Genomic DNA, 19,886 nt, shown 5'->3' with positions numbered 1-19,886 from the left:
GCGCTATTGAGGATAGCGGGCTTGAATCATGCTGCGGAGCCCGCCTCTTGCCGTAAACTCTCCGGTGACGCATGCTGACACAGGACGACAGGCTTTGACGAAATCGGCCAGAATTTTGTTGACCGCATTTTCATAAAAGATTCCCAGATTTCGATAGGCGTGGATATAGGTTTTGAGGGATTTTAACTCAAGACAGGATTTGTCCGGCACATAGGTCAATCGGATTGTGCCAAAATCAGGGAGTCCTGTTTTGGGACAAATAGCCGTATATTCAGGAATTTCAATGGTAATTTCGTAGCCTGGATATTGGTTCGGCCAGGTTTCGATTTTTGGCAATTTATCGGCAATCCCGCTCTTGGCATGCCGTTCCGAATAGCCTGACTTTGAAGAATCGTGCGATTTTTTCATGCGTTGATGGCTCGTCTCCTGAGGATGGTTCAGCAAGGCTCCCAGTCTACTCTTTTCTGAAATTTCCCCGCAACCTTATGCCGCCGGTTTCTTGAGAATACCCCTACCCTGGGCTATACTCGCGTGTCATTTGTGGCGCGCTTGGTATTTTGCCGAGACGATTGTTAATCACCATTCAAACGTACCCCGACCCCGATTCTGTATGTGGCAGGTTTCATGTGTCGAAAAAACGGGGGGGGAATTGTGAGGTCTGTCTAGGAGATGAGCAGTATCACGGTGTTGGAAGCTGACGATTTTGTGAAAGGTCTTCAAGGTATTGGATTCGATTTTTTTACCGGTGTACCGGACACGATTTTGGGGGGCATTATCGCCCATTTGACGGAAGAACGGTTGTATACCCCGGCAGTTCGTGAAGATGAGGCTGTGGCGATGGCCGCAGGAGCCTACCTGGGTGGGAAAATACCGGTAGTCTTGATGCAAAATTCCGGATTAGGTAATGCTCTGAATGTTCTGGCTTCTCTCAATTTGATTTATCAGATTCCCTGTTTGCTGTTGGTATCCTGGCGCGGCTTCGAAGGCAAAGACGCACCTGAACACCTGGTGATGGGAGAAACCATGACGACGCTCTTGGATACGGTACGGATCCCCCACAGGACCTTGTCCCAGAAGACGATTGTGGATGATCTGAAATGGACAGCCACAACCTTTATGGAGAAGCGTATCCCTGTCGCCTTATTGTTGAAAAAGGGCATCGTGAAAACCATTCAGCCCTAATAGGATGATGAAGAAATGTCCTATGGCCCGGTACGGATTTCTCGATTTGGTTTCGTGAGGAAAGAGCAGCGGATCTGCACTCCAGTTTTGTCTGTGGACAACAGGTTGGGTGTCAACGCGAAGAAATAACCATTGTGTTGGAGATGCAACGATGATTGGACCAGAAGAAGGGGTCATGCAGAGCCGGGCGCAGGCGATGGCGGCCATGTTGGAACTGATGACCGATCAACTGCTTATTGTGTGCAACGGGTTTCCCTCACGTGAGGCCTGTAAACTTCGTGACCGGGCTCAAAATTTTTATATGATTGGCTCGATGGGCGCGACGGCGGGCATCGGATTAGGATTGGCTCTGGCCCAGCCAGAAAAAACGGTGGTAGTCTTTGACGGCGACGGAAATGTGCTGATGAGTCTTGGCACGTTGGCCACGATTAGTGCGTTGCGACCGAAAAATCTCATTCATGTGGTCTTTGATAATGAGGTGTATGGGACCACCGGAAATCAGCCCACCTATTCCAGGGTTGTCGGCCTGGATAAAATGGCTAAAGCGGCAGGATACAAGAATGTTGAGCGAGTCTGGGAGCGAGAAGATATTGTGTATGAGTTTAAGGCCATGTTAGAGGATGACGGACCGAGTTTTTTGTTGGTCAAGGTGAATGAACAGCTTGAAGATGCGGATCGCATTGACTTGAGTCCAGCTGAGCTGACGAAACGGTTTAAGGGGAGTATCACCTAACGGCACACCTATTCGCGTGAAAGCCTGCTCGCCAGCCTGTAAGCCTGTAAAGGAAGAGGATTCATGATTTTATTCAATCCCGGTCCCGTCAATGTGTCTGATAGAGTTCGTCAGGCATTACTGCAACCAGATATCTGTCATCGAGAGTCGGAGTTTTCGGAACTATTAGCAGATATTCGGCAAAAATTGTTGAAGGTCTTCGTTCCGGGTGAAGAAGACGAGTACACCGCGATCGTGTTGACGGGTTCTGGCACGGCGGCCGTGGAAGCGGCGTTGATGTCCAGTATCCCTACCGGCAAGCGGGCGATGGTGATTAACAATGGGGTGTATGGCCAACGGATGTCTTCCATGCTGGCGATGCAGCGTTTGGGTACGCCGGACTTAAAGTATGACTGGGGAATGCTACCGGACCAGCAGACGATTGATTTGGCGCTGAAGCAACATCCGGAAGTGCACAGCGTCGCTATGGTGCATCATGAAACGACCCTGGGATTGATTAATCCGGTGAAGGAAATTGCGGAGGTCGTGGACCGGCATAATCGGGTCTTTATGGTGGACTCTGTGAGCGGGCTGGGGGGAGAGGCCCTGGATATTGCCGGAAATAAATTATATATGGTTGCGGGGGCCGCTCAGAAATGTATTCAAGGGTTCCCAGGTGCCGCGTTTGTGTTGGTCCGCAAAGGTTTTATGGAGCGGATGATGAAATATCCCAAGCGGTCCTGGTATTTGAGTTTGGCTAATTATTATGAAGAACAGGAGCAGGGAACGATTCCCTTTACTCCAGCCGTGCAGGTCTATTATGCCTTCCGTGAAGCTATCAATGAACTCTTAGAAGAAGGCCTCGACAACCGGATTCAACGATTTAAGGGCTATGCCACCACCATTCGGACGCGTCTGGATGAGTGGGGCGTCAAGCCGGTACTGGCTCCTACGCTTCAAAGTAATACCTTAACCGCCTTTTATCTGCCTGAAGGGTGTGCCTACCAAGGGCTGCATGACGAATTAAAACGAGCCGGATACGTAATCTATGCCGGGCAGGGACAATTGGAAGAGAAAGTGTTCCGTATTGCCAATATTGGTGCCCTGACCAATCAGAATATTGAAGGATTCCTCTCCGCTTTTCAGTCCATACTTTCGGGAGCCAGAGCGTGAAGGCAATCATTTTTGCAGCGGGTGTGGGGAAGCGGTTGCAAGGTGTGACAGAGGGGCGACCGAAATGCCTGGTCGAACTTGGCGGAAGGACGTTATTATCCCGGCATGTCGAAGCTCTGGGGCAATTGGGTGTGTGCCAGGTGGTGGTGGTGGTGGGGTACGCTCAGGATCATATTCGAAAAGCCATGGCCGCTGACCCGTTTGTTCAAGAGGTCCGATGGGTGGTGAATGAACAGTTTACTCGTGGGAGCATAACGTCATTGTGGGCGGCACGGTCTGAAATGGACGATGATGTTGTGCTCATGGATGCCGATGTTCTCTACGTCCCATCGATTCTGGCTCGGTTGGTTCATTCTCCCTTTCCGACTGCCTTGTTAATGGATGAGACGGTGAAGCAAGAATCGGAAGAGTGTATGATTGCCGCGAAGGCTGGTCGAGTCCTCACCTTAAGTAAAAGTCTGCCATCTGCCTATGATGAGGCCGGCGAAGGGGTCGGGTTCCTCAAAGTCCAAGAACGAGATATTCCAGCACTGTTGCAATCGGTTCAGACCTATGTTGCAGTTGGAGCGCTTGATATGGAATATGAGGACGCGTTAAAAGAGTTTTTTGAGAAGGTGCCGGTGGGATATGAAAAAATCGGGGGTCTTCCGTGGATAGAAATTGATTTTCCTGAAGATATAAATCGAGCGGAGTCTGAGATCTTGCCCGCCGTCATAAACTTAGAGGAGAATACCAGGGCCACCACACTGAGACCGTAGGAATGAGTGTATGGACGGAATACTTAAACAAGAAGCCACCCATGCGGTCGATACGGCAATTTTATTGACGTCGGTCGGCGTCTTTGATCCCGGGGCCGTCGGGACAGGTGATGCGGTTCCCAGTCCCTTAACTCGTGTCGGCGGCATGACGCTGTTTCAACGGGCGGTGTTCACGTTGCAGCGAGGCGGAATTTCTCAAATTTGGGTGTTAGCTGGGCCGGAAGAACAAGCTCTTCGTCAGTTACTTCGTGAAGATAGCCGGGTACAGGCCGCCGTTCGTTGGTTGCCGGTTCGGGAATTTCCTCCTCATGACCCTCAGACCTGGGAAGCGCTTGCGGAGGAAATCAATGGAGCCTGTATGATCGTGGGTTGCCATACCGTGTACTCTCCCGCATTGATCCAGCGCTTGCGAGTTGAAGGATCTCAAGGAAAGGCAGTCGTAGTCGTTGGTCATCCTGAGGAAGGACATCATCGGGGAAATCCCGGGGTGGCGTTCCGGCCTGAGGGCCTGGAGGGACGATCAACCTCGACTGTGGTCTTTCATGACCAGGCAGTATCCCAGACGTCCCAGTCTTCAACGAAAAGTCAGAATCCTGATCGAAGCCGTTTGCCGCTTGTTGGAGATCTTCTAGTTCTCCCGGCCAGGCTTTTGGGAATTTCAGGCGTGTTACATGCTAATGGCACTAATCCACTTCGGTTGGCATTGGAGCAAGCGGCAGTGGAAGGGACGATTCAAACCATTGGCGGAGCTTCTCATTGGTTCAGAGATGTTCGTGGGCCTAAGGGGCCCCAACTCGCTGAGCGGACGCTGTTGGATGCACTCCAGACAATTAAAGGCGGTTTGGATGGGTTGGTGGATCGGTATGTGAATCGTAAATGTTCCGGCCTACTCACGCATGGGTTTTTGCGGTTGGGATGGTCACCGAACATGATAACGATGCTATCCATGGTCGTGGGGCTCGTGGGTGCGGGGCTTTTTGTGCCTGGGTCCTGGAAACTGGCCATTCTCGGGGGACTGATCTTGCAATTGTCTGTCATCATTGATTGCTGCGATGGGGAGGTCGCCCGGCTGACCTTTTCAGAGTCCAAATTTGGGCAAGAACTCGATATTTGGGCAGATAATGTCGTGCACATTGTGTTGTTTGCCGCCATCGCCTGTGGGGCGTTTCTCCAGGGGCCGTGGGAGCAGACGCACCTTCCCCTTCTGCTTGGGGCCTCAGCGGTTTTAGCGAATGTCGTGTCGTTACTGTTAGTCAATCATGCGCGGCAATTGCGATCCCGTCCTCGTGAGATTCGGCAACTCACAGAACACGAACGGGCCAATATTGAATTTATGTTGGGCAAAGTCGCCAATCGCGATTTTTCCATCATGGTGCTTCTGAGTGCGGGTTTTGGCTTCCTGCACTGGTTTTTGGCCCTGGCCGCGATTGGCTCGTGGCTCTTTGTCATGACGATGGCCTGGATGCTTCGCCGTAGTCTCATCCCTCGTGCTTAAACTGCTTTTCCTGGTCGTCGGCCTTGCGGCCCTGGTCGGGATTGTTCTCCACATCGGTCTCGAACCGATTCAGCATACCGTTTCTCAATTAGGTCTCCTACATTTCGGGCTCATCCTCCTTCCCATGATTCTGGTATACGGGTTAGAAGCCTTGGGATGGCAACTTACTCTGGGTTCTCATGCTCGCCATGTCGGGTTCATGCGGTTATTTGCCATCCGGATGGCTGGCGAAACCGTGAATGTCACGACTCCCACGGCCTATGTCGGTGGGGAGCCCCTGAAGGCCTATCTTCTAAAACGATACGGGGTGCCAATGGTGGATGGGTTGGCATCCGTAATTACCGCGAAGACCACCATGACCTTCGCCCAAGTGCTTTTTATCTTGCTGGGATTGGCAGTGGCTTTTTGGATACTGGGCGATTCAGGTCATTCCTGGATGGCGATGCTGGTCAGTGTGGGAGTCTTAGCGTTTGGCGTCGGGCTGTTTGTGCTGCTCCAACGTCGCGGTCTCGGTATGGGGTGCTTGGGCCTTTTGCGGGCATGCGGTATCAGGTTCTCCTTTCTTGAAAAACGGGAACCACAACTCCAGGAGCTGGACGGCACGATCCGTGGATTTTATGCTCAGCACCGGCAGACCTTTTATGCGGCGTTGGCCTTATTTTTTTTGGCGTGGATGATGGAAACGCTTGAGGTGTATGCCATTCTCTACTTTCTCGGTGTGAGAATCGATGTGTGGGTAGCCCTCTCAATCGCGGCGCTAACGGTGCTCATTAAAGGCGGAACATTTTTCATTCCGGGAAGCCTGGGTGCACAAGAAGGGGGATACACCTTACTATTGATGACTTTTGGTTATTCGGAAGTGACGGGAATCACCTTTGCCCTTATTCGACGAATGCGAGAAATTCTCTGGATTGTCTTTGGTCTTGTTTGCCTGATGTTTTTGAAAGGTCGAGGTGGTGAGCCGGACCAGTGACCTCGTTGAAACGGTAGGGGACAAACTGGATTCTTCTGTGGAAATATTCGGTGACTTGAACTCTCCGGGTCTATTGTGAATAATCGGACCCTCACGGTTAGTTGCCCGAGAAAGGATTAGGGAATGATGGATATTGAACTGGGAAAGAATACCCTTCGGAATACCGATGGCGTCTTTATCGCTCACGGAAAAGAACAACTTCGTATTGAGTGGTTGGAAGAGGAGAAAAAGCTGGCATTGAGTATGGGTGTGTTTATGCCAACCGGAACGGAAGTGGCCAAATTGCAACGCAACGTCTGGGAACACAACCCTGGGGATCGTTTTGTCCTTACGGAGTTGCCGGATAGGGTTAAGGTGGAAGATACGACTCTGAAGACCCTCGTCATGGAAATCCACAAAAAGCCCCACCAAGCTGTGGCCATCCCTGCTGCAAAATTTTATACCTCGAAAGGTACCTTGTCTGAAATCTCCCCGGACTGGTGGCGGGTTGGTAACAAAATGGAACTGACCGGCATCGATGCCGACCTCGAAGGGGGCAGCATCGAACTCCCTGAATAACTCGACGTCGCCAAATGTTCCCCTCGTTATAGCTCATCTTGCTCAATTGGTATGTAGGAGGTAAGACCATGGAAATAGTTCCCGGCTTGTGAAGCCAAGTACATTTTTCTTTTGTGGTTGAGCCTAAATGTTAGGTGAGCATCCGGAAGCGGGTTTCTGCGGTCGTGGCCAAACTGCCGTCGAGGTTCTGAAGGCCATTGAGAATGGCCATGTCAAAAAGTGAGGTTACTTCACTGCCGTTTTGGCGCGGGCCATCATGCGACAAAAGGAGCAGGTTCCCGCAGTCGTGGGTTGGCTGCACACGGTACAGGGTTGCAAGGTGGTTTGGTCAATCTGGCTCATAGATGGGGCCACAGAAGTTGATTTTTCCTGTCTATCAAGGAATCCCCAATAAAACCGTTGCTTGGTTCCCGGGGATTCCGCTTCTAAGCGATTAAGCGCGTCTTTATATACCAACATCTTTGCGCCTTTGGACATCGGGCATTCTTCGACTAGATAGTCAATCCGGTTGACCACGGCATAGGCCGCAATTTCCCGTTCGGTCATGCGGTAGAGCGGTTTTACTTTTTTCGCAAAGCCTTCAACGGAGGCGGGAAGGGTTGGCGATTGTTTCTGCAAATATTCTTCCTGCCACTGCAGGACATTGCCCAGAAGTCTGGCCGCCTCATCATCTAAATTATGGCCGGTGGCCATTACGTCGTAGTGGTTTTGCCAGGCCACCCGATTAAACTGATATCGTTTAATCGTGCCACAGGCGGAGCATGTGGGGCGCTTGATCAGATTAGCCAATTCTTTAATACCGGCTCCTGCATCTTCTTCCACGGTATGAATCGTCAGTTGGGATCCGCAGGGTTCAGCCACCACTTTGGCAAACTGTTCGACTTTTTCTTTTGACCGGCTGGAATAACCCGGAATGCCTAAATCAACATACAAGGCATCGACCCGATACCCTAATTTCAGGAGAATTTCCCATAGGGTCAGGCTGTCTTTCCCTCCGGAAACGGCAACCAGGACGCGATCTTCAGGGGAAAACATCTGTTGAGCCTTAATGGCTCGTTGCACCTGGGTTCGGACAAATTCAGTGAGACAGTCCCCACAAAACGCCGTATTGTGCCTTGGTAGTCCCAGCACCGCCCGTTTTGGACATTTTCGGCAGCGCATAAGTTTATCCTCCGGATATGACCGGGCGGATTTCAATGCTATCCCCATCCGCTACGGTTTCGTCTTCGGTCATGAGATCCTGCCCGCGTATGATCAGGAAAGCCTCAGGGATTAAATTGAGTTCTTTGAAAATGTCGGCAACCCGTTTGGGGCCTTGGATGACCAGGTCACGAGTGGGATGGCTAAGATGGACTTTCATAGGTTCGAATCATAAAGACAGGTTCATGGGATTGGCAACTCATTTAAATTATGCGACTTGTTGTCTTCGCCAGAGGGAAGATTTTTATTGCTTTACAGCAAGTCCGTTTGCCGAACAACCTTATGGGCCACAATGTAGAGTGAAAGGATGACCTATGATAGGATGCAGATACTTACCTTTCTCACAAATGAAAACCCGTCACGCGAGATAGCGCACTTATTATGGATAACCAAGGAGCAAGAATGAAACCCGCATGTGATTCGCTGGACCAGCTTTGTATTAACACCATTCGCACCTTATCGATGGATGCGGTGCAAGCCGCGAATTCCGGGCATCCCGGAACCCCGATGGCCTTGGCTCCTGTCGCCTATTGGCTCTGGAACCGGATCTTGCGTTCTGATCCAGACGATCCCATCTGGCCGAATCGGGATCGGTTTGTTCTCTCGGCCGGGCATGCGTCAATGTTGCTGTATTCCCTGTTGCATCTCTGTGGCGTGAAATCCGTGAACGGGCAATATGAGCAATTGGGTGAACTTTCGGTGACGTTGGAGGATATTAAACGGTTCCGGCAATTAGAGAGTAAATGCCCAGGTCATCCTGAGTATCGTTGGACATCGGGTATCGAAACGACAACCGGTCCCTTAGGTCAGGGTGTCGCAACCAGTGTGGGCATGGCGATTGCGCAACGATGGATGGCCGGGTATTTCAATCGGCCGGATTTTGAAATGTTTAACTATAATGTGTATGCCATTTGTGGTGATGGGTGTCTCATGGAAGGCGTGTCATCCGAGGCCGCGTCTCTTGCCGGACATCTCAAGTTATCAAATCTCTGTTGGATCTATGACAACAATAAGATCACGATTGAAGGCCCTACGGACTTGGCCTTTAGCGAAGATGTGGCTACCAGATTTATCGCCTACGGTTGGAATGTGACCCGTGTGGGTGATGCGAATGATCTCAAGATGCTGGATCGCGCTTTTGGGACGTTTTTAAAGGAATCAGAGCGTCCAACGTTAATCATTGTGGATAGCCATATCGGGTATGGCGCTCCGAATAAGCAGGATACGCATTCCGCTCATGGTGAACCATTAGGTGAAGACGAAATCAGGTTGGCTAAACGCTATTATGGTTGGCCGGAAGACGCACGATTTCTTGTGCCCGAGGAGGTGCCGGCTCATTTCCAACAGGGTATCGGGAAACGAGGCAAAGAGTTGCGGACCGCATGGATGGCCGGCTTTGCAGACTATCAAGCCAAATATCCGGAATTGGCTGGCCACTTGTATCAAATGCAACATAGACAATTGCCCGATGGCTGGGACCGTAAAGTTCCTGTTTTTCCGCCCGATGCCAAGGGACTTGCCGGACGGGAGGTGTCGGGAATCGTCTTGAATGCCTTGGCGACCACTATTCCCTGGTTCTTCGGTGGGGCCGCAGACCTGGCTCCCTCCACGAAGACTCGATTAACTTTTGAGGGAGCCGGGGATTTGACTGGCAGCAATCCATCAGGACGAAATATCCATTTTGGGGTTCGGGAGCATGCGATGGGCGCTATTTTGAATGGCCTGTCTTTGTCAAAAGTTCGCCCCTATGGCTCAGGATTTCTTATCTTTAGCGATTATGCCAGACCGGCTATCCGATTAAGTGCCTTGATGGAAATTCCCGTCGTCCATATCTTTACCCATGATTCCATTGGGGTCGGGGAAGATGGTCCGACCCACCAGCCCATTGAACAAATCTCTTCGCTTCGCGCCATTCCCGGGTTAATGGTGTTTCGTCCTGGAGATGCCAACGAGATTGTCGAGGCCTGGAAGGTGATTATGGAATTGCGGCACGAACCGGTGATTATGATCGTCTCGAGGCAGGCGATTCCCACATTGGATCGCACGAAATACGCGGCTGCGTCCGGCGTGGCCAAAGGCGCTTATATACTGGCGGATTCTCCAGATGGGTGCCCAGAGGTCTTATTGCTCGGGACGGGAAGCGAAGTCCCATTGTGCGTGCAAGCCCATGAGCAAATGGGGCTCGAAGGGATAAAAAGCCGAGTCGTCAGTATGCCATCCTGGGAACTGTTCGAACAACAGTCGGAAGACTATCGACGCTCGGTCATTCCCCCCGATGTCACCGCGCGGGTATCGGTTGAGCAAGCCTCTGTCTTTGGATGGGGGAATTATGTTGGAACCCAGGGCCATTCGATAGGGATGAAATCGTTCGGCGCCTCGGCTCCGCTCAAAGAATTAGCTAAAAAATTTGGTTTTACGGTTGAGCATGTGGTGGCAGCGGCCAAGGCGCAGATTGCACGGCATCAAGCTCATGCCCACCGCTGACCGCTAACTTCATCCTTTCAAGGAGAATCTCACCATGAATCCACTCGTCCAACTTCGTGAGATGGGGCAAAGTCCCTGGTATGACTATATACGTCGTGGTTTGATCACCTCTGGGGACCTCCAGACCCTTATTGAGAAGGACGGCCTCATGGGCATGACCTCGAATCCCTCGATTTTTGAAAAAGCGATTGCGGGGAGTGCGGACTATGATGAAGCGATTGCACAGGTCGCGTCTCAGGTGACGAGCGTCAAACAGATTTATGAGGGAGTAGCCATTCGAGACATCCAGGATGCAGCCGATCTTATGCGGACAGTTTATGAAACCTCGGACGGTCGTGATGGCTATGTGAGCTTGGAGGTCTCTCCGGATTTGGCGTTCGATACACAAGGCACCATCGATGAAGCGGTCCGTTTGTGGCAAACCGTTGCCCGGGACAATGTCATGATTAAAGTGCCTGGAACCCCTCAGGGGTTACCCGCTATTGAGGAGCTGCTGTCCCAAGGCATCAACATCAATGTGACTCTGTTATTCAGTGTGGTGATGTATGAGCAGGTGGCCTGGAGTTATATCCGTGGGTTGAAACGGTTAGCGGCGCATAAAGGGAATTTGCATCGTATCGCCTCGGTGGCCAGCTTTTTCGTCAGTCGAATTGATACTCTGATTGATAAAAAATTAGCGGCGAAAATCTCAAAAGAATCCCGTCCTGCCCAACGAGCGATGATGGAAAGTCTTTTGGGAAAGGTCGCCATTGCCAATGCCAAGCTGGCCTATCAAATCTTTCAGGACGTCTTTGCGAGCTCAGAATTTCAACCCCTCAAAGCAGAAGGCGCACGAGTCCAGCGGGTGCTTTGGGCCAGCACCGGGACGAAAAACCCCAAGTACCCGGATACCTATTATGTTGATAATCTCATCGGTCCGGATACCGTGAACACGATGCCTGAAGCGACGTTTTCAGCATTCCGGACACGCGGAACCGTGAAGAATACGATTCAGGAGGGCCTCGCTGAAGCGAAAAAAACCATGCAGCAATTGGCCGAAGCTGGAATTTCAATGGAAGAGGTCACCGACACTCTCCTGAAGGATGGCGCGCAATTATTTTTGGATGCCTTTGATCAATTAATGGGCGTGATTAGCCGGAAACGGGCCATCATCTTGGGGGAAAAAGTGGATCGGGTCGCCTATTCGGTTGGCCTTCTGCGGCCGAAGATTGATGAGGCGCTCAACGAATTTCAGCATACCAATCTGGTTCGCCGTTTGTGGGGCAAAGATCCTACTGTCTGGCATCATGACCCTGCTCATCAGGAGATCATTCGGAATGCTTTGGGGTGGTTGCGAATCACAGAACAACAACTTTCCTCGATACCCCGATTGCTGGCTTTGGCAAAAGAGATCAAGGAAGCAGGGTTTCAACATGTTCTGATCCTGGGTATGGGGGGAAGCAGCTTGTGTCCGGAAGTCTGCCGGATGACCTTTGGCTTAATTTCCGGATATCCCGAATTACATGTTTTGGATAGCACGGTACCCTCGCAGGTGCGGGCATTTGAGCATCGGGTCGAATTGGCAAAAACGTTGTGTGTGGTAGCCAGTAAATCGGGATCCACGACCGAACCCCTCGTGTTTCAAAAATATTTCTTTGAGCGTATGCGGCAGGTTGTCGGAGAGAAGGCGGGCAATCATTTTGTGGCCATTACCGATCCTGGCTCGTTGCTGGAGCAACTGGCCAAGGAGCTGCGTTTCCGACATATTCTGCCCGGGGTTCCAGAAATTGGCGGGCGATATTCGGCTCTTTCTAATTTTGGCATGGTCCCTGCCGCATTAATGGGCGTGAATATTGAGCATTTCTTGTATCGGGCGGAACGCATGCGTCATTCCTGTGGGGCCAGCGTGCCCCCTCAGGATAATCCAGGTGTGATCCTCGGGACGGTCCTGGGTATATGTGCCAAGGCTGGAAAGGACAAATTGACGTTTGTGACCTCGCCGGAACTATGGGATTTGGGTGCGTGGTTAGAACAATTGGTGGCTGAAAGCACGGGGAAAGAAGGAAAGGGAATCATTCCCATTGATGGGGAGTCCTTAGGAGACCCTGAGGTCTACGACCAGGACCGGGTCTTTGCCTATATCCGATATGAACAAGAGATTGATGCCACCCAGGAAGCTAAGGTCAAGGCACTTGAACAAGCCGGGCATCCGGTGATTCGCATCAACGTCGCCGATTTGATTAATCTTGGTGAGCAATTTTTCTTATGGGAAATGGCTACGGCGGTGGCCGGAGCTTTGTTAGAGATAAATCCGTTCGATCAGCCAAATGTTCAGGAAAGTAAGGATTACACAAAGAAATATTTAGAAGCCTTCACCCGGAACGGCACCTTGCCGGATTCCCCCTCATTCCTTACCGACGGCAATGTAACCGTCTATACCGATGAACAGAACGCCTCTGTCCTTAAAGGCAAGGCTTCATTAGAAGCCGTGCTGGGCGCGCATCTCGCTCGTATCCAATCAGGGGATTATTTGGCCATCAATGCCTACGTGGAACGTACCGATCCGGTTCATGCAATTTTTCAACGCATGCGCACCAACATTCGTGAGAACAAACAGGTTGCAACCACTTTAGGATATGGCCCACGATTTCTCCATTCCACGGGGCAATTGCATAAGGGTGGACCCAATTCTGGAGTTTTTATTCAGGTAACATGTGATGATCGGGAAGATCTTTCCATTCCTGGTGAACCATATTCGTTTGGCGTGTTGAAAGCCGCGCAAGCATTGGGCGATATGCAAAGCCTGAGTAGTCGTCAACGACGGGTCATTCGCCTTCACCTGGAGGCCGATGTTGAAAAGGGGTTGTCTCGCCTGGAGCAATTAATTGAAGCCAGCATCGGTTCGCATGCTCACTAGGAGCCTGCCGGACTTCGGAGTCAGTTGCACATGTGCCAATCGGTTCACCCCTAGTCACGCTCAGGTAGGAGGACGTTGAACCGGGTTGGTGGACAGGGAAGTGGACTTACTTTTCTCCCGTTGAGCCATTTGTGCAAGAAAACTTAAGAGCAGGGATGGCCTAGATTTTTCGCCAATGGTGCCCGCCCGCATGAATCAGTCGATCGGCCTCGACGGGCCCCCAGCTACCGGCTGGATATTCGGGTAACCATTTGGTTTCATAGGCACTCCACCCTTCGAGGATATCCGTGACCCATCTCCACGAAGCCTCAACGGCATCCCGTCGCATGAACAAGGACGTATCCCCCGCCATGACATCCAACAGCAATCGTTCATAGGCTTCCGGAGAAGGTGCCTTAAAGGCATCACCGTAGTGAAAGTCCATATCAACCGGATGCGTTTGGGCTTTAGTCCCCGGTACTTTTGAAATAATGCGAAGGGCCATGCCCTCTTCGGGTTGAATACGAAGGGTGAGCAGATTGGGAGCCTGGGGAATTTGCGGATTGGCATTAAATAAAATCTGGGGAATGTCCTTGAATTGGACGGCGATTTCGCTGGCGCGTGTCGGCATGGCTTTCCCCGTGCGAATGTAGAATGGGACTCCGGCCCAGCGCCAGTTTTCCACAAAAACTTTTAAGGCCACATATGTCTCCGTAGTGGAATCAGGTTGGACCCCTTCCTCTCGTCGATAGCCAGGGACTTCCTGGCCCTTGATGTTGCCATGGGCATACTGGGCGCGAACGGTCATCTTTTCGACGTCTTGTCCGCGAATGGGGCGCAGTCCCCGTAACACATCCATCCGAGCATTCCGTACCACATCCGGATCCAGCGAGTAGGGGGGTTCCATCGCGATCAGGCAGAGCAGTTGCAAAATGTGATTTTGCACCATGTCTCGAAGGGCTCCTGCTGTTTCGTAATAGGTGGCTCGGGTACCGAGGGTGACGGCTTCGCTGACGGTCAATTGCACGTGGTCGATGTATTTATGGTTCCATAGCGGTTCAAAGATGGAGTTGGCAAACCGCATGACCATTATATTCTGCACGGTCTCTTTCCCCAGATAATGATCGATGCGATAAATTTGCGATTCATCGAAGACATTCCCGATGGCCGTATTAATCTCTCGAGCAGAAGACAAATCGTGTCCAATCGGTTTTTCCACAATGACACGAGAGTACGTGTCCGCTTGATCGGGGACTGCCACTAACCCGGCCTTTTGGAGCCCCTCGCATGCGGGTGCAAAGGAGGTTGGCGGGATAGCTAAATAAAAAATGCGATTGCCTGGTAGTTTAAATGGTGATTCAATGTCCTTCAGCCGGTCATGGATTTGCCCGTAATAGTCGGAGGCGGAAATATCTCCTGCACAATAAAACAATCGACTTTGAAATGTTTTCCACTTGTCGGGTTCAAGTGTTTGCCGGGAAAATTGTTCAATGCCTTCACGGGCAATCCCGCGAAAAGCCTCATCCGAAAGAGGCTTCCGGCCTAATCCCAATACGGCGAAATTGTCCGGTAACAAGCCGTCCAGGAGGAGGTTGTAGAGGGCCGGCAGAAGTTTACGCTGGGTCAGATCGCCCGAGGCACCGAAAATAACAATCGTGCACGGTTGAGTTGCTGCGGTTCGGTTGGTCGGGACGGGGGCTTCGGTCCTAGGAGAAGATTCAATGGGTGACATGTCGACCTCGCAAGAATCCGGTTATGGTCGGACGCTATGTCCGCCAAAAGCCTTCCGCAGGGCTGCTAACATTTTTTCCGCGAAGGAGGTATCCTGCCGCGAGCGGAATCGGGTGAATAAAGCGGTCGTCAGAGTGGGAACCGGTACGTCCTTTTCAATGGCATCCATTATCATCCACCGTCCCTCGCCGGAATCCTGGACGTAGCCTTGTAATTGTTCCAGCTTAGGATCTTTTTTGAGCGCTCCGGCGGCTAGTTCAAGCAGCCAGGACCTGACCACGCTGCCATGCATCCAGAGGTCGGCGATTGTGGCGAGATTCAGGTTATAGTCACTCTTGGACATCAGTTCGAACCCTTCCGCGTATCCCTGCATCATACTGTATTCAATGCCATTGTGAACCATCTTCACATAATGTCCAGCGCCATGTCCCCCAACATGGGCCCATCCATTTTCCGGAGCCAAGGTTGTGAAGATCGGGGCCAATCGCTTAACGGGTTCCTGTTTCCCACCGACCATCAAGCAATAGCCGATTTGCAATCCCCAAATACCTCCACTGGTTCCGGCATCAATATACTGGATGCCACGGGTGTGAAGGTCGGCCGCCCGGCGAACGTCATCATGAAATTTCGTATTGCCTCCATCGATGATGATATCGTTGGCCTCTAAAATTTTTCCGAGATGTTGTACGGTTTCTTCGGTGGGTTGACCTGAGGGGACCATGACCCAGACAACTCGCGGTTTCGGTAATTTGGTGATCAGGTCTTCCAAGGATGAAGACGGGTTTGCGCCCTTTGTTTCGGCCTCACTGATCAGGGCGGCCGACCGGTCGTAGGCAACGACCCGATGTCCTCCTTGGCTCAACCGGGTGACCATGTTCATTCCCATTTTGCCAAGTCCAATGAAACCGATATCCATATGCGATCCTCCTGTGATGTCGAGTGGTGGTTCTTTCAGTCGTCATTGAGCCTGGCGTGAGGGTCATACTGATGGTCGGTTACGCCTCACGACAGTGTGGGCGGCACGTTTCGTATTGAGAGCCAGATCAAGATTGCACGCCGCCGTTATGAGGCCAAAATGTGTAAAGGCCTGCGGGAAATTTCCTAATTGTTCACCCGAGTGTGAGACTTCCTCGGCATATAAACGAAGATGATTACCATAACTTAACATTTTTTCAAAGATCAGTCGTGCTTCGGTCAATCGCCCCGCTTTTGTCAGGGCTTCGACTAACCAAAAGGTACACATGCTAAAGGTGCCTTCATCGCTGTCCAGGCCATCTGAGGCGGCCTTCCCGTTTTCATAACGATAGACGAGGCTCCCTAATGACAGTTGCTCGAGTGTGCGGTCAATGGTTGAGAGCATTCGAGGATCAGTTGGAGACACAAAAAAGACCAGAGGCATAATCAGGTTGGCGGCATCCAACGCTTCGCTATCGTAGGATTGTACGAAGGCTCCAATTTCGGCATTCCAACCCCGTGCCATAATTTCCCGGTAGATCCGGTCGCGTTCCTCCATCCATCGGGCCCGGTTGCCTGGAAAACCTCGTTTGTCGGCCAGACGAATGCCGCGATCTAAGGCCACCCAACACATGACTTTGGAATAGACAAAATGACGGCGTCCTCCTCTGACTTCCCAGATGCCTTCATCCGGTTGCTCCCAATTGTCGCAGACAAAATCCAAGAGGCGGCAAAGGTTTACCCAGAGATCATAGGAAATGGACGCGCCGTGTTTATTATAGAGATATACCGCGTCCATCAGTGCGCCGTACATATCCATTTGCAGTTGAGACGCGGCTCCATTGCCGATGCGTACAGGGCGGGAACTGCGGTGGCCATCCAGATGGGGCAATTCTTCTTCGGTCAGATTACGACGACCGTCGATGCCATACATCAATTGGATGGATCCGTCCGGATTGAGTTCGCAACAACGGGCATTGAGCCAATCCATGAATCGACTGGCTTCCACCGTAAATCCCAGGCGTAATAGCCCGTATATAGAAAAGGCTGCATCCCGAATCCAGGTATAACGATAGTCCCAATTTCGGGGACCTCCGATATTTTCCGGAAGACTGGTTGTGGGAGCCGCCACAATGGCTCCGGTGGGGGCATAGGTCAGCAGTTTGAGGGCTAAGGCGGAACGGTGAACCACTTCCCGCCATCGCCCATCGTATTGGCATTGTGCCAGCCAGCGCTGCCAGAAGGCGGATGTATTTCGAAAGGCTTCGTCGCCGGATTCAGGGGTGGATAACAGCTGGTCGCCGTTTTTGCCTTCTAGGTATTCCAAAAAAAACGTCAGGCTTTCGCCCTGATGGAGTGTGAATTCTTGATACGCGAAATTTTCCCGCGTATGAAGGGGAATCGGGCTGACCAATCCCACGGATTGATCTCCGGACTGAAAGATGATGCCTTTCGGTCTGGTCTCGATGTCATGAGGGTCCCGGCCGAAATTAAAAGCGGGTGCGCATTCAAGTCGAAAGGTGACGGTTCCACGGACCACTGAGAGCATTCGGATTATTTGGTGGCGGCGAGGCCGGTATCCGGCTTCGTCCGATTCGATGGGCATGAAGTCAGTGAGTTCGCCAACACCATCATGTTGCAGAAACCGGGTCAGCAGAATATTGGTTTCCGGCAGGTACATTTGTCGGGTGTTGCCATTTGTGACGGGAGCAATCTTGAAATACCCTCCAATTTTGTGATCAAGAATGGCTCCAAACAGGCTAGGGGAGTCAAATCGTGGGAGGCAGCACCAATCAATCGATCCATCGATCCCAACAAGGGCAATGGTGTGGAGATCTCCAATAATGCCGTAATCACCGATATTTTTATAACTCATGTCCGCTTCTCATTAGGTGAAAATGGCTAAATTAAGAAAAACAAAAGCCAATATACCCAAAAATTGAACAATAAACACTATATATAGCGATAAATTTATCGATAAGGCTCAATATTTAGATTTTGCTTTAGATAGGACGGGGGTCCCCAAAATGATCATTCATCAGCAGCGCAACAGCAGAATATTTAATTCTGAGATCAAAACCTGAAGGGACGTTAATGCTTCGGCGCGTAGAAGACATGAAAATTCAGGAATTAATCAGTGTTACACGCGGATATCAATGAGGCCTGTCGAGCGATCTTTGCGGGGTGGTGGTTCTTCCGAGTGTTGCTCAATATCCTTTTGTTGTTTTTTTCTATTGCGGCTATAAAAACTTCCTTTTTGGCCCACATCTCCATCCTGGACCGAGGAGGTAGATTGAGGGGCGGAGAGAGTTGGCTGGGGTGGATTGGTGATTTCCATAGAGCACCTTCCATTGTGGGTGATTATGGTGAATTGTGAGAATTTTCCCTCTCTTAATACTACTTATCGTCAAAACGTTCTCAATCTTAAATTGAGGTATAGAAAGAAAAATGTTGCCTGCACTGTTCCCACCTCCTCAGAGAGACTTTGCCCTTTTGCGTTAAAACGGCTTCGACGCGCAAGCAGGTAGGCAGGTCGTCCTTTGTTGATGTGCGGGCTTTTTCTTCCGTTCCGCGGAGCTAAGTCATTGTAACCTAAACAGGAAATTTCAGTTATCAAAATGAGTGTCTCCAATTTCCCCTTGATGACAAGAAGGTGGTATGCCCGTATAATCGAAAACAATGACGCCTCAAACTTCCCTGTCTTTGATGGGCCTCGATCTCTCGGGTGTGTCCTCTACTCTCCGTAAACATCTTCCGTTCACTGCCGAACTAGAGCGATGCGTCCCGTTGGCGGGGGATGCCTCGAATCGTCGTTATTACCGTTTGCACCTGTCCATGGCTCCCGTTTCCTCTGTGGTTCTGATGAAGTTAGCCGATCCGGAGGGGTTTAAAGCTTCTGAGGAGGCCGTAAGTGGAGTCGGGGGAGACATCACTGAATTGCCGTTCACGAATATTCTGAAACATCTGCAGGAGAAGGGTGTTCAGGTTCCCGCGTTATATTTTTACGATGAATCCTGCGGCTTGCTTTATCTCGAGGATTTTGGAGACGTGACGCTGGCCCAGGCATGGCAGGAATCTGCCCCGGCTATCGCGGAGGATCTATACTGTAAGGCTGTTGATCAGCTCGTTCAGCTTCATCTCCAGGCCTCACATCATTCCAGTGTTCCCTGTGTGGCGTTGACAAGGTCCTTTGATGTTCCCCTGTATCTCTGGGAGTTTGAGCATTTTTTAGAATATGGCATTGTGGCGAGAGAGCGGCCTATGTGTGTCGACGATCAAGTTCCGGTTCGAGAGGAATTTCAGAAGATGGCCGAATGGTTAGCCTCGCAACCGCAGGTTTTTACCCATCGTGATTATCATTCCCGTAACTTGATGGTGGATGGGGAACGGCTTGGTGTCATTGATTTTCAAGATGCCTTGATGGGACCCGTGACATATGATTTGGCCTCTCTGCTGAGAGATTCCTACATCGCTCTCGATGAAGGGGTAATCGATCGTCTTCTTGCTCGTTACGTAGAAGCCATGCGCAAGAATCTCTCATTTTCGCAACAATCGGCTATGCTATTCCATGATCCTGAAGCGTTTCGCCGGCTGTTTGACTTCACGAGTATTCAGCGCAATCTGAAGGCTGCCGGTCGGTTTGTGTATATTGATCGAGTAAAAGGTAATTCAAGCTTTTTGGCCTCAATTCCCCAGACATTAAAGAATGTTCGTGCCAATTTGGAAAAATATCCTCAACTCCATCGACTGCTCACCCATCTGTCTCCGTATATCTCTGAATGGCGTTAGCT

17 protein-coding genes are annotated in these 19,886 nt (G+C 51.0%); 10 read left to right on the top strand and 7 right to left on the bottom strand.

All coding sequences use genetic code 11. The annotated features are described in order from the left end of the window. Positions 1 to 3 precede the first annotated feature (3 nt). Positions 4 to 408 carry a preQ(1) synthase gene (gene queF / locus LX98_RS15165; protein ID WP_496429704.1) on the bottom strand — a complete coding sequence of 135 codons (405 nt, stop codon included), beginning with the start codon at positions 406 to 408 and terminating at the stop codon, positions 4 to 6. Positions 409 to 669: 261 nt separating this feature from the next. Between queF and LX98_RS15160 the strand changes: the two genes are divergently transcribed. The 7 genes from LX98_RS15160 to LX98_RS15130 all read left to right on the top strand — a co-directional run bounded on the left by LX98_RS15160 (position 670) and on the right by LX98_RS15130 (position 6,851). Then, positions 670 to 1,182: a thiamine pyrophosphate-binding protein gene (locus tag LX98_RS15160; protein WP_496429703.1), complete on the top strand. Its 513-nt coding sequence runs from the start codon at positions 670 to 672 to the stop codon at positions 1,180 to 1,182. 151 nt (positions 1,183 to 1,333) lie between these two features. Then, positions 1,334 to 1,915: a thiamine pyrophosphate-dependent enzyme gene (locus LX98_RS15155; protein ID WP_496429702.1), complete on the top strand. Its 582-nt coding sequence runs from the start codon at positions 1,334 to 1,336 to the stop codon at positions 1,913 to 1,915. A gap of 63 nt (positions 1,916 to 1,978) precedes the next feature. Further along, positions 1,979 to 3,067 carry an aminotransferase class V-fold PLP-dependent enzyme gene (locus tag LX98_RS15150; RefSeq protein ID WP_496429701.1) on the top strand — a complete coding sequence of 363 codons (1,089 nt, stop codon included), beginning with the start codon at positions 1,979 to 1,981 and terminating at the stop codon, positions 3,065 to 3,067. Then, entirely contained in the window at positions 3,064 to 3,825 is a 762-nt protein-coding gene (locus LX98_RS15145; RefSeq protein ID WP_496429700.1) for an NTP transferase domain-containing protein, read from the top strand. The genes LX98_RS15150 and LX98_RS15145 overlap by 4 nt, the downstream gene beginning before the upstream one ends. A gap of 10 nt (positions 3,826 to 3,835) precedes the next feature. Beyond that, on the top strand, positions 3,836 to 5,320 hold the full coding sequence (locus LX98_RS15140) for a CDP-alcohol phosphatidyltransferase family protein (protein WP_496429699.1): 1,485 nt from the start codon (positions 3,836 to 3,838) through the stop codon (positions 5,318 to 5,320). Beyond that, complete coding sequence (locus LX98_RS15135) at positions 5,313 to 6,293, top strand: flippase-like domain-containing protein (protein ID WP_496429698.1); 981 nt, start codon at positions 5,313 to 5,315, stop codon at positions 6,291 to 6,293. The genes LX98_RS15140 and LX98_RS15135 overlap by 8 nt, the downstream gene beginning before the upstream one ends. A 123-nt stretch (positions 6,294 to 6,416) precedes the next feature. Then, entirely contained in the window at positions 6,417 to 6,851 is a 435-nt protein-coding gene (locus LX98_RS15130) for a hypothetical protein (RefSeq protein WP_496429697.1), read from the top strand. A gap of 225 nt (positions 6,852 to 7,076) precedes the next feature. Here LX98_RS15130 and LX98_RS15125 read toward each other — a convergent pair whose 3' ends face one another. Together LX98_RS15125 and LX98_RS15120 are read right to left on the bottom strand one after the other, a co-directional pair. Then, entirely contained in the window at positions 7,077 to 8,012 is a 936-nt protein-coding gene (locus LX98_RS15125; protein WP_496429696.1) for a PP-loop family protein, read from the bottom strand. Between the two features lie 4 nt (positions 8,013 to 8,016). Further along, positions 8,017 to 8,211 (bottom strand): MoaD/ThiS family protein, encoded by a 195-nt coding sequence (locus tag LX98_RS15120; protein ID WP_312744649.1) that lies wholly within the window; start codon positions 8,209 to 8,211, stop codon positions 8,017 to 8,019. Positions 8,212 to 8,453: 242 nt separating this feature from the next. On the opposite strand from LX98_RS15120, the gene tkt reads away from it, so the two are divergent. Beyond that, positions 8,454 to 10,535: a transketolase gene (tkt, locus tag LX98_RS15115; protein ID WP_496429695.1), complete on the top strand. Its 2,082-nt coding sequence runs from the start codon at positions 8,454 to 8,456 to the stop codon at positions 10,533 to 10,535. 34 nt (positions 10,536 to 10,569) lie between these two features. Then, on the top strand, positions 10,570 to 13,431 hold the full coding sequence (locus LX98_RS15110) for a bifunctional transaldolase/phosoglucose isomerase (protein ID WP_496429694.1): 2,862 nt from the start codon (positions 10,570 to 10,572) through the stop codon (positions 13,429 to 13,431). Between the two features lie 160 nt (positions 13,432 to 13,591). Here LX98_RS15110 and zwf read toward each other — a convergent pair whose 3' ends face one another. The 4 genes from zwf to LX98_RS15090 form a co-directional block, all read right to left on the bottom strand. Next, entirely contained in the window at positions 13,592 to 15,142 is a 1,551-nt protein-coding gene (gene zwf / locus LX98_RS15105) for a glucose-6-phosphate dehydrogenase (protein ID WP_496429693.1), read from the bottom strand. Positions 15,143 to 15,163: 21 nt separating this feature from the next. Next, positions 15,164 to 16,057 (bottom strand): phosphogluconate dehydrogenase (NAD(+)-dependent, decarboxylating), encoded by an 894-nt coding sequence (gnd, locus tag LX98_RS15100; RefSeq protein WP_496429692.1) that lies wholly within the window; start codon positions 16,055 to 16,057, stop codon positions 15,164 to 15,166. Positions 16,058 to 16,120: 63 nt separating this feature from the next. Next, positions 16,121 to 17,971 (bottom strand): glycoside hydrolase family 15 protein, encoded by a 1,851-nt coding sequence (locus tag LX98_RS15095; RefSeq protein ID WP_496429691.1) that lies wholly within the window; start codon positions 17,969 to 17,971, stop codon positions 16,121 to 16,123. Positions 17,972 to 18,235: 264 nt separating this feature from the next. Further along, on the bottom strand, positions 18,236 to 18,433 hold the full coding sequence (locus tag LX98_RS15090) for a hypothetical protein (protein WP_496429690.1): 198 nt from the start codon (positions 18,431 to 18,433) through the stop codon (positions 18,236 to 18,238). Between the two features lie 341 nt (positions 18,434 to 18,774). Here LX98_RS15090 and LX98_RS15085 point away from each other — a divergent pair, with 341 nt between their 5' ends. Next, entirely contained in the window at positions 18,775 to 19,884 is a 1,110-nt protein-coding gene (locus LX98_RS15085) for a phosphotransferase (protein ID WP_496429689.1), read from the top strand. Positions 19,885 to 19,886 lie beyond the last annotated feature (2 nt).

This window comes from Nitrospira marina (genome assembly GCF_059568365.1).
The sequence above is the reverse complement of the archived record's forward strand: the minus strand, read 5'-3'. Positions and strand labels throughout refer to the sequence as shown.